This is a genomic window from Trichocoleus desertorum AS-A10, from assembly GCF_039962155.1.
In the GTDB taxonomy this organism is placed as follows: Bacteria; Cyanobacteriota; Cyanobacteriia; order FACHB-46; family FACHB-46; genus Trichocoleus.
The window spans coordinates 190,904-206,463 of sequence record NZ_JAMPKN010000010.1 but is presented as its reverse complement, the minus strand read 5'-3'; the positions used below and the strand labels follow the sequence as shown (position 1 = coordinate 206,463).

The window sequence follows — 15,560 nt, the reverse complement described above, 5'->3', positions numbered from 1 at the left end:
TGGCGCGGTGGAACCACACTGACCCATCCCGAACTCAGAGGTGAAACGCTGTAGCGGCGACGATACTTTGGGGGCAGCCCCACGGGACAATAGCTCGATGCCAGGGCAATAATTAAACACAGAGAAGAGAAAGAGGAGCGCTTAGACACTCCTCTCTCTTCTCTGTGTTTTTTGGGCATATTATCCCTGATTTGTACGTTTTTTCTCTCTGTAGACGGTTATTTTGAATCTCCTACTTCGAACTATTTGTTTTCCAGTACCAAGATAAATACTGCAATTGTGATATGGTGCTTCAATTAAAAGCTTTTCATAAGTTGCATGAGATTTTTTGCTCTTGCCAGAGTAGGTCTTTTGATCGCTGGATTTGCTTTAACGATCACTGGTTGTAATTTTGTTAACTCAAGCTCTGAGTCTTCAACCTCAACAGTTAAAAAGCAATCAGCTACTTTGACAATATCAGCGGCGGCTAGCCTTACTAATGTAATGGAAGAAGTAAGGTCACTTTGGCAGCAAGAAAACCCGGGAAGTTCTTTAACTTTTAACTTCGGCTCCTCCGGAGCCTTGCAGGCTCAGATTGAGCAAGGTGCTCCTGTCGATATTTTTGTATCTGCTGCAACCAAGCAGATGGATGTTTTGCAGGAGCAAGGATTGCTACTAAGCAGTACTCGGAAAAAATTCTTAACGAATCAAGTGGCTTTGATTGAGCCGAAAAATGTGTCGGCTTTGAAAGATTTCAACGACCTCAAGAATGGAAGTGTTAAACGTTTAGCGATCGCAGATCCAGAGAGTGTACCAGCTGGCATGTATGCCCAAGAAGTTTTGACCTGGCTGAGAATTCTTGAGTTAGTTAAACCAAAATTAGTTTTAGCGAAAGATGTAAGACAAGTTTTGAGCTATGTAGAAACGGGGAATGTAGATGCTGGAATAGTTTACTTGACAGATGCTAAAACGTCGAGACAAGTTAGGCTCGTAGCGATCGCGCCTGAACAGTCTCATTCTGCCGTTAGTTATTCTGTAGCAGTGCTGAAAGATAGCAAAAATGTAACTGCTGCTCAAGAATTTATACAGTTTTTATCCAGGCCACAGGCTAAAGCTGTATTTCAAAAGCATGGATTTGGCATTGCCAGCAATTGATGTTTTTATTGCAGGAGATAAAGGCATCATGACATGGCGTTTGACTGGTCTCCTCTGGAGATTTCTCTAAAGACTGCTGCTGCGGCTACTATGATTGCTGGTTGCTTGGGGACAGTAGTAGCCCGTTGGATGTTTAGTTACCCAGGCAGGGCAAAACCCTGGTTTGATGGTGTGCTGACGCTGCCTTTGGTTTTACCACCTACTGTCGTTGGTTTCTTGTTGCTGCTGCTATTTGGTAAGCATGGGCCGATAGGGCAAGTTCTACAACCTCTGGGTTTGAACGTGATTTTTTCCTGGTCTGCAACTGTAATTGCAGCTACTGTGGTCTCGTTTCCTTTGATGTACCGAACTGCACTAGGTGCTTTCGAGCAAATTGATTCTGATCTGATTCAAGCAGCGCAGACGCTTGGGGCTTCAGAGTGGGGGATCTTTTGGCGGGTACTATTGCCTTTGGCTTGGCCAGGCATGATAGCGGGCAGCATTTTGACCTTTGCACGCGCGCTAGGAGAGTTCGGTGCCACTTTGATGTTGGCAGGCAACATTCCTGGAGAAACTCAAACGATTCCTACCGCTATTTTCTTTGCAGTCGAGCAAGGGAACAGGTCTCAGGCTCTAGTTTGGGTAGTAGTGGTGGTAGCGATCGCGCTAGTGACCATTGCTAACCTAAATTACTGGTCTCACTATCGGCATTGGTTCAGGCAACAGCAAACGGTCCAACCGCAAGGGCATTCCGCCAACATAACTACTCATTTGGTCAGGGGTGCTACACGACCCACTGTAGAAGCAAAAACTGGATCCTTGAAACCGGAACTAGCGATCGCCATCTCCAAGCAGTTAGCTAACTTCTCGCTCAAAGTTAGCTGTACAGCTGATCAAAAACCACTAGGACTCTTAGGAGCTTCAGGTTCTGGCAAGAGCTTGACTCTGCGCTGTATTGCTGGCCTAGAGACGCCATCGAGTGGGCGTATTGTATTGAATGGCCGAGTGTTATTTGACTCAGAGCGGGGCATTAATCTTCCTAGTCGGCAGCGGCAGGTTGGCTTTCTATTCCAAAATTACGCGCTTTTTCCTCACCTGACAGTTGGGCAAAATATCGCCTTTGGGCTGTATACGTTGCCTGCAAGCGAACGTGCGAATAGAGTGGCTCGGCTGATCAGTGTGATGCAACTACAAGGGTTAGAAGGCCGATATCCGCAGCAACTGTCGGGAGGTCAGCAGCAGCGAGTCGCCTTGGCTAGAGCCTTGGCAATCGAACCACAAATTTTGCTTTTAGATGAACCTTTTTCGGCGTTGGATACTCACCTGCGCAGTCAACTCGAGAAGCACTTGCAGGAGATTTTAGCGAGTTATCCAGGGATTACTTTGTTTGTAACCCACAACTTAGAGGAAGCTTACCGGATTTGCCAAAACCTAATGATCCTGGCTGCTGGGCAGGTTGTAGCTTCTGGCCCTAAAGCAGAAGTCGTGGAACGGCCAACTAAATTTGTGGTGGCTCAGCTAACGGGTTGCAAAAACTTTTCCCAGGCAGAAATAGTTGAGACACAACTGATTCGAGCCGTTGATTGGAATTGCCTGCTAAGGGTTGTGGAGCCGATTCCATCTGACTTATCTCTGGTTGGTATCCGAGCTCATCACATTATATTTACCAGCGCTCCTGAGCAGAGCAATTTCGCGATCGCTCCGGGCAGCAGTAACACTTTCCCTTGTTGGTTAGTTCAAACCAGTGAAACGCTACACCGAACAACACTCTACTTGAAGCTGCATGCCGCTCCCAGTGATGACCAGGACTATCATTTACAAGCAGAGGTGTTCAAAGAAAAATGGTCTTTACTTAAAGAGCAACCCTTGCCTTGGTACATCCATTTAGACCCTTTGCGACTATTTTTAATGACGGGGTGAGCCGCATTAGTTACAACGTGGAGGCAATATGTAACGGTTGTGCCATCGCTAATTGGAGCGTCATGATGATGCTACAGCCCTAAATTCCGCGCTCTACAATGACTCCTGACGAAATAACTAATGCCTTAACGAACTTGTTTGGCGCTTTAGCTCAAAGGTTAGAGCCAGAAGCCTGGCAAGTCGAAACCACAAACTTCCGCCTCCTAGTTTTGCTGTCCGAAGACCACACTTGGTTAAGAGTGCTCTTGCCGATCGCTCCTGCTCAAGAAGCACAAGCTTTGATGCCACAACTGCTAGAAGCTAATTTTGATGCCACTCAAGAAACCCGTTATGCCCTGCACCAAGATGTTTTGTGGGGGGTGTTTCAGCATCGTCTAGAAAGTTTGGCGATCGCAGACCTAACAGCAGCGATTCAGCGTTTGCAGTCCCTACATGAACAAGGTTTAGCCAAACCTTTCAATGACCTAGTAGAAGTTCAAATTCGCCAAATTATTCATGTCGCCAAACTCCAAGGGCAGTCATTAGAAGCGACTCTGCAAACGTTAAATCGTTTCTATGAGGAAGGATTAATGGGAGATTTGGAGCAGGGAGCTAGTAGCCGCGAAGAAGTACTCGCAGCTTGGAAGCGTCAATTAGAGCGTTTGTGGCCTGAGGTCGAGTCTTAATGGATATTGTGCAGGTTCTACGTGAGGACTATGAGCGGTTTCCGGTGAACCAAACCTATAGCATCTATGCAGAAAAAGTCTTTTTTCAAGATCCGCTTAATCGTTTTCAAGGGGTAGAACGCTACAAGCAAATGATTGTTTTTCTAGAGCGATGGTTTGCGGACCTCAAAATGGATCTGCATGATATTCAGCAGAACGGCAACTCGATTAGAACCGAGTGGACGCTGAAGTGGCGATCGCCCCTACCTTGGCAACCCAAGATTGCAATTACAGGTTGGAGTGAGTTGCAACTTGATGCCACTGGTTTAATCGTGTCCCACGTGGATCATTGGCATTGCTCCCGCTGGGATGTTTTAAGGCAGCATTTCTGGACAAGGGATGAAGGATGAATATGTGCTTTTAGCACCTTGATAGAGCGGCGTGAAGTTAGGGTTTTACCCGGATTTTTGGGGCAGGCAGAGTAGTGTCTAATTAAGGTTTAGCGAACACAAGCTGCTAGGAACAACCTTGGAAACGGTTGGTCTAAAGATTGCAGTGGCGGAGCTGGGATCTGCCTTTTGTGTGATTTGTAACACCTGACAAATCTTTTGGTATCGGTTACATCTAGCCACAGTGCCTTTGTCCTGCAAAAATATGACGTTGATTTGCCGGGAGCATCACCTGGGCTCTCAAGCTGCCAAAAATTTCTCTCACGGACTCGGAATTATTAACTTTCGCTTCCGTTTCGCTATTGGTCTGCCCTTAGGATTGATGACGCTGCTGTGGTCCCATTCAGCGATCGCGCAGGACTTGAGCCATTCTCTACAATCGCTAGCGTCTGGGGCAGGATTGTTAGCGCTTAACTCTACAGAAGCACAATCATCTGAGCCAGTTTGTCAAACCGATGACAATCTCAGAACGTCAACTCAGCTAACTACTTGGATGGGGAATTTGGTTAAGGCTTCCACCTGGGTTGGTGATCCGGAAGTTGGTTTAAGCCATTTAATTCAGAGCTTAGGACCGCAACTGGTAAGCTATCTCAATCCTAGCCCTTGGCCACAGATCAGCGATCGCGCTCAACAGGCCAGAGTCCCCGTGATGATGTATCACGATATTCTGCCAGAAAAGCAAGTTTTCTTTGATGTAACGCCGGAAGAGTTTGAGCAACACCTACAACTGATTCAAGAGCGTGGGCTAACCCCGATTAGTCTCGATCAGCTAACCACGCATCTACGAACTGGGTTGCCTTTACCAGAAAAGCCTATCTTACTAACCTTCGATGATGGCTACAAGGGACACTACGAACACGTTTACCCCTTACTCAAAAAATACGGCTACCCAGCGGTATTCTCTATCTATACTGCCAAGGTTGGTAAAAAGCTGGGGCGCTCTAGCCTGAATTGGGAAGAGTTGCGCCAAATGGCTACTGATCCCTTAGTCACGATCGCGGCTCATAGTGTGACTCATCCGCCAGATCTCACCAAACTCACAGATGATCATTTGGCGACTGAAGTAGCAGAGTCGAAACGGCTTTTAGAAGCTGAATTAGGCATGCCGATTCGTTACTTCACCTACCCAGAAGGAAAGTACGATGCCCGAGTCGCTAAAGTGGTTCAGGACGCGGGTTACTTAGCAGCATTCACAATGGATGATGTGGATGAGCGCTTTGCAGGTGAATCCGAGAGCTTGTTGGCGATCGCTCGCTTTGGACAGTCTCGGCTCCCCGAGATTGTAGATCAAGCTTGGGGTGGATCTCCCCTGCCCAGGTGGAATCTGGGCTTTGATTTTTCTGCGCCAGTGCAACTCACCGAAACAACAATTGACGAGACACCTTTCCGGTTAATTTCTGGGGGTAAACCGATCACGATTCATGCCAAGAGTCGTTACCAGGTTCAAGAAATTCTAGAAGGAACTCAGGCGATCGCAGCAGTAGATGGCGGGTTCTTCTCCCTCAGGTACTTGGACTCCAACGTGATGATCGGCCCTGTCATGAGTCAAAGTAACGGGCAATTCGTCCCAGGAAATCACAGCGACAATCCCAGGCTGAAGGGACGGCCACTAGTGGTAATGGGTCCTCAAGCGGCTAAGTTTATTCCCTTTAACCCAGACAAGCACAACAGTTTAGAGGGGGTGCAAGCAGAATTAGCAGGTGTGACAGATGCTTTTGTCGCGGCGGCTTGGCTAGTGAAGGATAGCCAACCTCAACCTGCTAGTACTTTCAATAGCTTGTTCGATTTTGATGCTGTGCGTCATCGGGCCTTCTGGGGCATCAATCAAACCGGGCAACCCACCATCGGAGTTTCAGTGGAGCCAATTGACTCGGTTTCCTTAGGAATTGCGTTGGTAAAGGCAGGCTTTCGCGATGCAGTGATGCTAGACTCTGGTGCCAGCACTTCACTGGCTTACAAAGGTGAATCGCTGGTGGGATATATTCCTCGCCCTGTGCCTCATGTGGTCGCGCTCGTACCCTCTGACGCAGAAGCTAAAGCAGCTTGTACACTGGCATCTCGATAATTTGGTATCTCAGTGAGCTTAAACCTTTCCATAAAAAAGCTGGATAGCATTAAAGACTACCCAGCTTTTTTGGTCAAGAGTCAAACCTGTTAATTAAACAGTGACAGCTTTCTTGGTAGCGCCACCCAGTTCGCCCTTGGCATACTTAGCAGCAAAATCATCCAGAGAAACAGGCTTGATCTTGCTAGCTTGACCCGCAGCGCTAAAGGCTTGATAGCGCTCAGCACAAACGTTTTGCATGTACTTGATAGAAGGCTTGAGGAAGTGGCGAGGATCGAATTCCTCAGGCTTAGAAGCTAGGGCTTCACGCACCGCAGCAGTGATCGCCAAGCGGTTGTCGGTGTCAATGTTGACTTTACGCACACCGCTCTTGATACCCTTTTGAATTTCTTCGAGGGGTACACCGTAGGTTTCAGGAATCTTACCGCCGTACTGGTTGATCAACGCAATTAGATCTTCAGGTACAGAGGAGGAACCGTGCATGACCAAGTGGGTGTTGGGAAGGCGACGGTGGATTTCTTCGATGCGGCTGATGGCGAGGATTTCACCAGTAGGCTTGCGGGTGAACTTGTAAGCACCGTGGCTGGTCCCGATCGCAACTGCGAGGGCATCAACGCCGGTTTGCTCAACGAAGTCTACTGCTTCATCAGGGTCGGTCAAGAGTTGGTCATGGGAGAGGGTGCCCTCAAAACCATGTCCATCTTCTTTGTCACCTTGGCCAGTTTCTAGAGAGCCGAGGCAACCCAATTCGCCTTCAACGCTGACGCCGATTGCGTGAGCAACTTCTACCACTCGGCGAGTTACTTCAACGTTGTACTCGTAGCTGGAAGGGGTTTTAGCATCAGCTTCCAGAGAGCCGTCCATCATGACGCTGGTAAAACCATGACTCATGGCTGAGTAGCAAGTCGCAGGGCTATTGCCATGATCTTGGTGCATTGCGATAGGAATATCAGGATAGGTCTCTACCGCAGCCAAAATCAGGTGGCGTAGGAAAGCTTCTCCAGCATATTTACGAGCGCCACGAGAGGCTTGCAAAATCACAGGGCTATCGGTTTCATGGGCAGCCTGCATGATGGCTTGAATCTGCTCCATGTTGTTAACGTTGTAGGCGGGAATGCCGTAACCGTTTTCAGCCGCGTGATCCAACAACAGCCGCATGGGTACGAGCGCCATAGAGAGTCCTCCTAATTACTTCGTCGTTAGCTAGCTAGTTTTAGACGAGCTCAATTCTTACGTTAATCTTAAGATACTTTGTGCTTGTAAATAGAGGAAGTATTTCAAGATTCACCTTGAACCCTTTTTACTAGGTCTATAAGATTTGTTTATCTTTCTTTTTATGGGTCGCCCGGGACTCGAACCCGGAACAAATCGGTTAAAAGCCGAGTACTCTACCATTGAGTTAGCGACCCGTTCAGTTGCGCCTGTCTCAGCGCCGTTTACAACAATAACACACCCCTTCTAAATTTAGAAGATATTTACCAAGAAAAACATAAATTTCTTCAGATTATTTTTAGATTGCCTGCTTAGCTTGAGATGCAGCGCTGAAACTACAGAAATTTGGCCGTGAGTTGGACCGTTGTATCTAAACTCGCACCGGGGGCTAAGTGAGTCAGGCGATCGCCCGTATTTAAGGCATTGCGTCCCGCAGTCCAAGGTTCTAGGCAATAAAACTCTTTACCTTTCACCGTCCAAAAGACCACAGTGGAGTAGGGGGACTCGTAGCTGAGCGTCAAATGCACCCCCTGGCCGCGATCGCTGGCGGTGGCTGAGCGACGCGAGAGTTCCCGGAACGCCACATCAATTTCATCGCGCTCAAAATCGAATTGGTTACTGAAAGATTCGACGGCTTGCGATCGCTGATCGAGCAAGTCGGTGGCAGGAATATCGAACTGGAGCTGAGTTTTATCTGAGGTTACAAAGTAGGGATGCAGTCCTATTGAGAAGGGCATTGGCTCACTAGAGCGATTCTCAAACCGCTGATGAATCTCTAGGGTATGCCCTTGCAATTTGTAGGTGAAGGCGACTTGAAACTGGAAGGGATACGCCGCTAGGGTTTGCTCATTGCTCTCTAACGCCAAAGTTAGGCTGGCTAAATCTTGCGTTTCTTGTTCTGTTACTTGCCAAGGTAAATCACGGGCAAAGCCATGCTGCTTGAGGGTGTAGTTTTGGCCGTTGTGGTTGTAAGTGTTGTTGGGCAGATTGCCGCAAATCGGAAACAAGATCGGGATGCCGCCCCGCACAGTTAGTTCGGGATTGGCGAATCGTTCAGCATCTAGATACAGCAGCTCTTGGCCTTGCACTTGCCAGCTGGTAACAATGCCACCCCGCTCAGGCACAATTTCTAAGTGAGAGTTGGTAGCTTGGTCAGAGAGTAGATAGGTTTTGTATTGCCGCTGTTCAGTTGCGATCGCAAACACAGTGATTGACTCCTTGGGTTGGAATGAGATCTCGCTCAGCTCTGCAAATCTACTCTGGGCGCTCCGCGAATGGGGTAACTAGAGGTGTTGCTGGTTGCTGATGGCGACTTGCTGCTGTTGATAGAACTTGAGATGGAGCAGAAGTAGAAGTAGGGAGGGCGATCGCTGGAGCTTAATGTTCTAGGAGAGCAATGTGCTCGCGCGGATGCTGTTTAGGATGTGAGGGTGGCTCGAATGGTTTTGGCTCAGATGGTTCTGCCTGAGGCAATACAGGTTCCGGGGAAGAATTTCTTTGCTCCGAATCTGGGGCTGCGGTTGGAGCAGTTGGAACTGTCTCAGCAGGATTGGTAATGAACGGCTCCAAGCGATCGCTGGGTGCAGTCGTGGGCGCAATTGATGGCTCAGCTTCCAGGGGTGTGGAATCTTCTGGAGAGGTGGTGAAGGGCTCTAGATTGTTATTAGGCGGAGCCGATGGGAGTGAGGGTTCCGCGTTTTCAGGAATAGAGGTATCGTCCGCAGGTGCCTCTACAGGCCCAGTAAAGGGTTCTAAACCCTCGTTTAGCGTTGGACTAGGTGAGGGTGTCTGATTCAGAGGACTAGAAGTATCGCCGTTTAATGGTTGAGAAGGATCACCCTCTAGGGGCGACGAGTCAAAGGGTTCAGTGCTGTTTCCAGGCTCTGTAAAGGGTTCTGCCTCAGGTTGAGGGTTGAGAGGAGCCCTAGGGTCAGGAGATGTATCATCGCTAGGGACAAGCTCGTCAGGCGGTTCTGATGGGTCTGGTGTCAGCGGTTGCCAATAATCATCTGGTTCCTGACGGTGTGGGTAAGTATAGCCATTCTCAGGCTCAGAGTTCAGCTCTGATGGCTCAGATTCGGTCGGTTCAAGCTCCGCTGGCTCAGATTCAGATGGCTCCGAATCTAGGGATGGGTTGGACCTGTCTGGCTCGAAAGCATCTGGCTCAAAAGGTGCAGGCGCAGTGGAGTCATCAGGCCAAGCATCCGTTGGGTCTGGAGAGGGGGCAGCAGTCGGTTGAGAGGGTAAAGATTGCCAGTTGTCGGCGGGTTTTGGGTTAGAGAAGCTAGGGCTTGGCTCTGAGTCGGGGAAAGCAGGAGCGCTATTACTGGGTGCAGTATCGGGTGCGAAAGGTTGTGAGTTGAGTGGAGTAGCAGGGTTGCTGGGTTGCTCATCTGGTGAAGCAGGTAGGTCGTCAGGAGCTGAGTCTGGTGCAGTAATAAAAGAGTCAGGTGACGTTGTCTCAGGTGTAGATTGTGGCGACGGAGCAACATTTGTCGTATCTGGGTTGGGAGATGGTTCGCTGAAAACCTCTGACTCTCCTGGCTCAACCACTTCAGAACTACGGGCATCAAGAATAACGGAGGATGGCATCGGTTGAGCAAAGAGGCTCGATCGCTCACGAATTTGATTGAGGATTTGCTCACCGCGATCGCCAGACACAATTCGGGGTTGATACTGCGTCACCTCAACCGGCAAAAATTCCACCTTCATTTGCTTGTCTCGCAAGGCAACTTTTAGCACCGCCGTATCGTAGTCGCTGCGGGAATTACCGCCAAAAATGAAGTTGCCTAGAGAATAGACGATCGGTCGTCCTTTATAAATTTCCGCTCCTTGCAGGACATGGGGATGGTGCCCCACAACCAGATCAGCGCCTTTATCAATGGTGTGGTGTGCTAGCTGAATCTGCATATCCACGGGATACTCAGCTAATTCCTCGCCCCAGTGATAATTCACGACGATCCAATCAACCTGCTTACGAATAGCTCGAATATCCTCGGCGATGCGATCGTTGCGAGTGGGATTGGTGCCCGCAGCATCTATATCTGCCGCATGAAGGTCTGCATCGTAATAGCCGAGATAAGCAATGCGCTGCCCCTTCACTTCTAAGATTTCTGGACGACGAGCTTCTTTAATATCTCGACCCGCCCCAATGTGATGAATGCCCGCCTGCTCTAGCGTTTCTAGCGTTTCTATCAACCCCGATGCTTCGTAGTCCATCGCGTGATTGTTAGCCAGAGTCACAATGTCGATGCCGCCATCCGTCAATACTTCTACTGACTCTGGGTCAGCCTTGAAGTTAAATTGCTTATCTGGCAGTGGCGTGGTGGCGCGAGTTAAAGGATTTTCGAGATTCACCATCGCTACGTCTGCTTGGCGATACTCCTTCATATCGGCGAAGGCCCAATTGTAGTCTTGGCCAACTAAATCCTCGAAAGCATCAGATAAGGTGACATCTCCCCCAAACATCAAGGTGACGGCTGGGTCATCAGGATTGAGTAGGTTTTGGTGTTGCACCACTGGAACTGTTTCCAAGGCAGCACGGATCGCATTCGGTCGGTTGGGTTCAGACCTCGTGAGTGTGGCTTCGGGGGTACGACCGTTGGCAGAGGCGATCGTTGGCTCGGTAGGAGTTTCGTTATAGCTGAGCAGACAACCCAAGACAAACGCTGCTACAGCAGAACCACTGAGCAAGAGAGAACGAGCTAGTTTCAGATAAACACGCTGGTCTAGCAGTTGTTTGACAGATATGGATTGAGTCGCTGCTTGAGAGCGGTTGGGGGGCTGACGGGGGCGCTTTTGGCGTCTGCTGGATGTGGCTAAGCGAACAGATTGCTGCCAAAGAGTCTGACTTTCATCTGCGAAGCGAGCCGCAATCCTGACTCCTTCGATAAAGTCTAAGTTGAGCTGGCAGAGACGATGGCAAATGAAGCGGACTAAGCGATCGCGCTCTGGAATGCGATCGAACTCGACGGTAATGTGGAGGCAATTGGAGCGAGTGGGTCGAATGGAGGCGTAGACCCCTTGAGGAACTAAGTAGCTATTCAGCCAATAGGCGATCGCTCGAACATTACCTTCTCGTGCTAACTCCAGCACGGAAGGTTGAGATACACGATTAGAATAAGCCATCCTCTTCACTCCTCAACATCAACTGCCACCGTTACTTCCCGTTGCACCCACAAATTGGCAGATGATTGACCCTATCTTATCGGCATTAAATCATTAATTACTCGGACGGGAAACCTATTTATAGCTTTAATCCAGAATAGTTAGCCCCGGTAGAACATATGGTTCACGCTATTTTGGCTTCATAGATGCAGCCCGCACTTCCTAGTTAATGTTAGTTGTCAGTGATAGTAATCACAAGCTTATAACGTTTAGGGTCACAGGTTATAGTCGATCTCAATCAACTGTTAGAGCTCGAAAATACTTGATAGTAAGGTTGGCAGTAAAACAGTCAGGATAATTCGTAGCTATGATCCATACGCTCGTACAATCTGCTTTCCAGACAGGCTGTCTCAGCGTGGCATCTGAGGGGTTAATCCGCCAAGTATTGTCAATTGGAGGCTATAAAGCTGCCGATTTAGAGGTGTTAGAAAAGTTATACAGTGCTGTGGATGCTGGAGTCATTAAGCGAGAAGCTCCTGGAGCCGTTGAGATGCCATTGCAACGTCTGCGATCTGTGGCACAACGGAGATAACTCTCGACTGAGACACGAGCTAGTAGGGAATAAAGTTTTAATTTGTGGCTAAAGTTAGGGTGAAAAAGGCTCTGGCTTAGGGAGTCATAAGCCTAAAATTTATAGGATTAAACTGCTATTTTAATGACTAAGCAGTTCTAATTTTGCTCTAAATCAAAACAGATTTCTATCCGATCTTGACCACAATCTTTCCCATGACCCAACAGACACCAAGCCCCTGATTTAGGGGCTTATTTTTTTAGTTACGAGTTTTCAGTTTTTGTTGCCTCTGTTCCCAAGCTCGTAGAATATGGGCCATCGTTACCTTAATCTCCAATGAATCTGCGGCTGCGTAAAAAGTTGCAGTTTGGGCGATCGCGTGAATTTCACCTCCATTTAGAGGCAGCTTGTGAGCTAGAAACTCCCAATCGATGCTGGAGTCGAGGCCGATCGTACTGGGAAAAACTTGATGCCATAACTTCAAGCGATCGCCTGGCGTGGGGAGCGGGAATTCTAAAATTTGGTCAATTTCCTGTCGCCAGTGCCAACGCACCGATTGCAAAAACGGCACGCTGAATAAGGTGATGCCTCGCTGCTGCTGACGTTGGTGAATCAGTTGATGTATATTTGGGGTCGCTAAGGGAGCAGAACGCCCCAGCCAGAGCGGTGCTGACTTGATCAACAATACTGTTGGGCTGTGTTCATGAATTTCCTGAAGCAACCTGGGAAACTCGGCGGGCGGCACCAAGGCTAGGTCAGTCCAGAACAGAGAAGTTTTTAATTGTTGAGCGATCGCCGCTGCTGCCATTGTTTTGCCTGTACCCGCCGCTCCTACCAAAATCGCCACGGTTCCAGGTAGCGGGGGAGGGGTAGAGCAGCTAGGTTTTAAATCGCTCCAAACTGCTTGCACCTCGGACCCCAGTTCTACCCGTTGCCCTAAATGCTGCAAGGTTGCCAAAAGCGATCGCGGCAAAATCAGTTGCGTCCAGTCAGGTGTGGCTTTTTCTTCACGCAGGTAGCGGGGCAGGGGAAGGTGAGTATGAGGAAGAGGGTGCAGCTGAGGGAGCTGAGCCGGTTGAACTAAAACCTCTAAAGTTTGCGGCTGGGGTTGCTCAGCCAATAAATAATTCACCAAGTCGTCACTCAACTTCAGCCGCCGAGTGAGTAAGGTTTCCTCGCCACAAGCCACCGTTTGCAGCAAACCCTGCTGAATTAAGCCAGAGTTGGCAGTCAGGTAAGCCCGACCCGTTTGCCATTCCTGGTCATTACGACACAGCAACCGCAATACCAAATCGACGGTGGGTAAATCAGGGCAGCCACAAGCGCTCGAAAACTCAACCGAAACTCGTGCGGCTGAGCTAGATTCGTGGCTTTGGAGATAGCTGTAGAGCTTAGCGTAGCGACGATTAATTTCTGGAGCCAAGCTAAACAGGATTAAGTTCTTTTCAAAGGCGGTGAGCTTGAGGCGATCGCGTAACTGAGGTAAACCTAGAGCCACACCCTGCTGCAAACTAGCCTGAATTCGCGCCTCCATCTGCTGCTGATAGCTGGTTGCAGTACCACTGCGATTGGTAGGACGCGGACGAGTTTCATCATAACCAGCCGTACCGTCTAAGGCGACTAAACCTTTCCACCAGTGGCTTGTGGCTCGATCAGCCCGTGATTGCGCCACTCGATCTACTGTTTTTTGCTCTTGGCGCTGTCGAGCAATCGCCACACTCAAGATGCGATCGAGCCAAGTCAGTTCTGCTTTCAGGTAAGCCCAGTTATTCGGAAACACCTCTGCTGGATCACTCATGCTTCATCACCCGGATGAATTCGAGGGGTAAACCATCGGCATCGGCAATGAAAGCAACCTCATAAACGCGATCGCCAATCATTTGTTGGTTGGGTTCCAGTAGCACCTTCAGAGGTGAAATCTGCTCAGGTTGGGACTCAGCCGCCTCAGCAAATTTGGCTTGCAAATCCTCTAGCCATTTGGGCAAATCCGCAGTAGTATCCGTGAGGTCAAAGGAAAGGTGATAATACCCGGTGTAGTGCTCGTCGTTAAAAGCATCAGCGACGGGACGCGGCTCTGGAATTTGGATCAATTCAATCCGTCCGCTCAAGCCTGACATCCAGCAAGCCAAGGTGTAGCCCGTGGTGAATCGTTCATTGACTACAAACCCTAACTGCTCGTAAAACGCGATCGCTCGATGGATATTGGCAGTCCGAATAGATGCGTGATGCATGGATGATGAAGCTCAGCGCCCAGAGCCGTTAGCGAAAGTAGGTTATGGCTCAGGATGGATTACTCAAACAAACGAAAATACGGATACCGAACAGGGGCACCCGGTTCTTTTTCTAGATCGAAGTTAATTACGTCCCAGCAGGGATCTTCTTCTGACGTCGGGCTAAATTCTACAGGCAGACCGTAAAGCCGAGGTTTGGCTGAATCCGTCTGACCCCGCCAAGGAGTGCTGCGCTCTAGATAAGCACTGATTAAGTCTTTATAGCGTTGGGCAATGATGACGCGAGTAGCCCGATAGCCCTGAGTGTAAAGCCGATCTAGCGCTTCATGAATTTCAAAGCGAATGCCGTCTGGATGCGTATGCTGGCGATACCACTCGTTGTTCCACTGCCTCCAGTGCCGTCCTGACTGCAAGTGAACCAGTTCGCCTGTTTGTGGATCTGATTCAAAGGCACCGTGCCTCTGACACAAATAAGTATCTGTCAGGGTTAGAGCCGGAATGGTTTGGCGGCAGTGCGGGCACTGAATCTCCGGACCAAAAATTGGATACTGTAAGCCATGAGTCATCATGAAGTGCGGATCTGCATGGTGTTTCTGTGTCAGTGCCAGTTGTTTTATTATAACTAGGGAAGTTCTGCCCTCGATGTCAATTCTATGGGCATTCTACTGATACTCTGGGCACTATTTTGAGTGATTTCAACCCATCTCCTCTAATTTCGGCTTCTTATTGGCCTGCACCGGATCTTTCTCAAGCTGCCTTTGTGGCTCCGGGGGCGACGGTCATGGGTAATGTGGCGATCGCCGCTGGTGCCAGTATTTGGTTTGGTGCCGTGGTACGGGCTGATGTCGAGCGCATTGAAATTGGCCTCTGTACCAATGTTCAAGATGGAGCCATATTACACGGTGATCCAGGTAAGCCCACAATCTTAGAAGACCACGTGACCATTGGGCATCGAGCTGTGATCCATAGCGCTCATATTGAGCCAGGTTGCTTGATTGGCATCGGGGCGATCGTACTGGATGGAGTGCGCGTAGGGGCAGGCAGCATTGTGGGGGCGGGTTCGGTCGTGACGAAAGATGTGCCTCCGCGATCGCTTGTGGTGGGAGTTCCTGCGAAACGGTTGCGCGAACTCGCAGATGAAGAAGTAGCAGACTTAATTGAGCATGCCCGGCGTTACGAAAAGTTAGCCTTGGTGCATGCAGGCAAAGGCACCGATCTTGGCTTCACCCAAACGCACGCTTAAGCAGG

13 protein-coding genes, 1 tRNA gene and 1 rRNA gene are annotated in these 15,560 nt (G+C 49.3%); 8 read left to right on the top strand and 7 right to left on the bottom strand.

Translation table 11 applies throughout. The features are described 5' to 3' along the window. The 6 genes from rrf to NDA01_RS15575 form a co-directional block, all read left to right on the top strand. Positions 1-106, top strand: a 5S ribosomal RNA gene (gene rrf, locus NDA01_RS31935); the annotation flags it as partial. A 212-nt stretch (positions 107-318) separates the two neighbouring features. Then, complete coding sequence (gene modA / locus NDA01_RS15595; protein ID WP_348228642.1) at positions 319-1,134, top strand: molybdate ABC transporter substrate-binding protein; 816 nt, start codon at positions 319-321, stop codon at positions 1,132-1,134. A 33-nt stretch (positions 1,135-1,167) separates the two neighbouring features. Beyond that, entirely contained in the window at positions 1,168-3,033 is a 1,866-nt protein-coding gene (modB, locus tag NDA01_RS15590; protein ID WP_348228641.1) for a molybdate ABC transporter permease subunit, read from the top strand. 98 nt (positions 3,034-3,131) lie between these two features. Further along, the gene (locus NDA01_RS15585) at positions 3,132-3,698 is read left to right on the top strand and encodes a hypothetical protein (protein WP_348228640.1); all 567 of its coding nucleotides are present in this window, start codon (positions 3,132-3,134) and stop codon (positions 3,696-3,698) included. Next, complete coding sequence (locus tag NDA01_RS15580) at positions 3,698-4,087, top strand: C6orf136 family protein (protein WP_348228639.1); 390 nt, start codon at positions 3,698-3,700, stop codon at positions 4,085-4,087. The genes NDA01_RS15585 and NDA01_RS15580 overlap by 1 nt, the downstream gene beginning before the upstream one ends. Before the next feature lie 244 nt (positions 4,088-4,331). After that, positions 4,332-6,191 carry a polysaccharide deacetylase family protein gene (locus NDA01_RS15575; protein WP_348228638.1) on the top strand — a complete coding sequence of 620 codons (1,860 nt, stop codon included), beginning with the start codon at positions 4,332-4,334 and terminating at the stop codon, positions 6,189-6,191. A 93-nt stretch (positions 6,192-6,284) separates the two neighbouring features. Here NDA01_RS15575 and fba read toward each other — a convergent pair whose 3' ends face one another. The 4 genes from fba to NDA01_RS15555 all read right to left on the bottom strand — a co-directional run bounded on the left by fba (position 6,285) and on the right by NDA01_RS15555 (position 11,531). Further along, positions 6,285-7,364 (bottom strand): class II fructose-bisphosphate aldolase, encoded by a 1,080-nt coding sequence (gene fba / locus NDA01_RS15570; RefSeq protein ID WP_190432357.1) that lies wholly within the window; start codon positions 7,362-7,364, stop codon positions 6,285-6,287. 164 nt (positions 7,365-7,528) lie between these two features. Next, positions 7,529-7,600, bottom strand: a tRNA-Lys gene (locus NDA01_RS15565). Between the two features lie 138 nt (positions 7,601-7,738). After that, complete coding sequence (locus NDA01_RS15560) at positions 7,739-8,608, bottom strand: aldose epimerase family protein (protein ID WP_348228637.1); 870 nt, start codon at positions 8,606-8,608, stop codon at positions 7,739-7,741. Between the two features lie 172 nt (positions 8,609-8,780). After that, complete coding sequence (locus tag NDA01_RS15555; protein WP_348228636.1) at positions 8,781-11,531, bottom strand: CapA family protein; 2,751 nt, start codon at positions 11,529-11,531, stop codon at positions 8,781-8,783. A gap of 346 nt (positions 11,532-11,877) precedes the next feature. Here NDA01_RS15555 and NDA01_RS15550 point away from each other — a divergent pair, with 346 nt between their 5' ends. Then, a complete protein-coding gene (locus NDA01_RS15550; protein WP_190432362.1) occupies positions 11,878-12,102 on the top strand; it encodes a hypothetical protein in 225 nt (74 codons plus the stop codon). Between the two features lie 238 nt (positions 12,103-12,340). Here the strand turns inward: NDA01_RS15550 and NDA01_RS15545 are convergent, their stop codons facing one another. Genes NDA01_RS15545 through NDA01_RS15535 form a run of 3 tightly spaced genes read right to left on the bottom strand, consistent with a single transcriptional unit; the run spans position 12,341 to position 14,881 of the window. After that, complete coding sequence (locus NDA01_RS15545; RefSeq protein ID WP_348228635.1) at positions 12,341-13,879, bottom strand: AAA family ATPase; 1,539 nt, start codon at positions 13,877-13,879, stop codon at positions 12,341-12,343. Further along, complete coding sequence (locus tag NDA01_RS15540; RefSeq protein WP_348228634.1) at positions 13,872-14,312, bottom strand: VOC family protein; 441 nt, start codon at positions 14,310-14,312, stop codon at positions 13,872-13,874. The genes NDA01_RS15545 and NDA01_RS15540 overlap by 8 nt, the downstream gene beginning before the upstream one ends. A 59-nt stretch (positions 14,313-14,371) precedes the next feature. After that, positions 14,372-14,881, bottom strand: coding sequence for a TIGR02652 family protein (locus tag NDA01_RS15535; protein WP_190550260.1), 510 nt, complete (start codon positions 14,879-14,881; stop codon positions 14,372-14,374). A gap of 116 nt (positions 14,882-14,997) precedes the next feature. Here NDA01_RS15535 and NDA01_RS15530 point away from each other — a divergent pair, with 116 nt between their 5' ends. Further along, a complete protein-coding gene (locus NDA01_RS15530; protein ID WP_348228633.1) occupies positions 14,998-15,555 on the top strand; it encodes a gamma carbonic anhydrase family protein in 558 nt (185 codons plus the stop codon). Positions 15,556-15,560: the final 5 nt, after the last annotated feature.

Excerpts from the sequence above, each read along its gene's own strand:
- modA (WP_348228642.1), top strand. The coding sequence starts at position 319 with ATGAGATTTTTTGCTCTTGCCAGAGTAGGTCTTTTGATCGCTGGATTT.
- modB (WP_348228641.1), top strand. The coding sequence starts at position 1,168 with ATGGCGTTTGACTGGTCTCCTCTGGAGATTTCTCTAAAGACTGCTGCT.
- NDA01_RS15585 (WP_348228640.1), top strand. The coding sequence starts at position 3,132 with ATGACTCCTGACGAAATAACTAATGCCTTAACGAACTTGTTTGGCGCT.
- NDA01_RS15580 (WP_348228639.1), top strand. The coding sequence starts at position 3,698 with ATGGATATTGTGCAGGTTCTACGTGAGGACTATGAGCGGTTTCCGGTG.
- NDA01_RS15575 (WP_348228638.1), top strand. The coding sequence starts at position 4,332 with ATGACGTTGATTTGCCGGGAGCATCACCTGGGCTCTCAAGCTGCCAAA.
- fba (WP_190432357.1), bottom strand. The coding sequence starts at position 7,364 with ATGGCGCTCGTACCCATGCGGCTGTTGTTGGATCACGCGGCTGAAAAC.
- NDA01_RS15555 (WP_348228636.1), bottom strand. The coding sequence starts at position 11,531 with ATGGCTTATTCTAATCGTGTATCTCAACCTTCCGTGCTGGAGTTAGCA.
- NDA01_RS15550 (WP_190432362.1), top strand. The coding sequence starts at position 11,878 with ATGATCCATACGCTCGTACAATCTGCTTTCCAGACAGGCTGTCTCAGC.
- NDA01_RS15545 (WP_348228635.1), bottom strand. The coding sequence starts at position 13,879 with ATGAGTGATCCAGCAGAGGTGTTTCCGAATAACTGGGCTTACCTGAAA.
- NDA01_RS15540 (WP_348228634.1), bottom strand. The coding sequence starts at position 14,312 with ATGCATCACGCATCTATTCGGACTGCCAATATCCATCGAGCGATCGCG.
- NDA01_RS15535 (WP_190550260.1), bottom strand. The coding sequence starts at position 14,881 with ATGATGACTCATGGCTTACAGTATCCAATTTTTGGTCCGGAGATTCAG.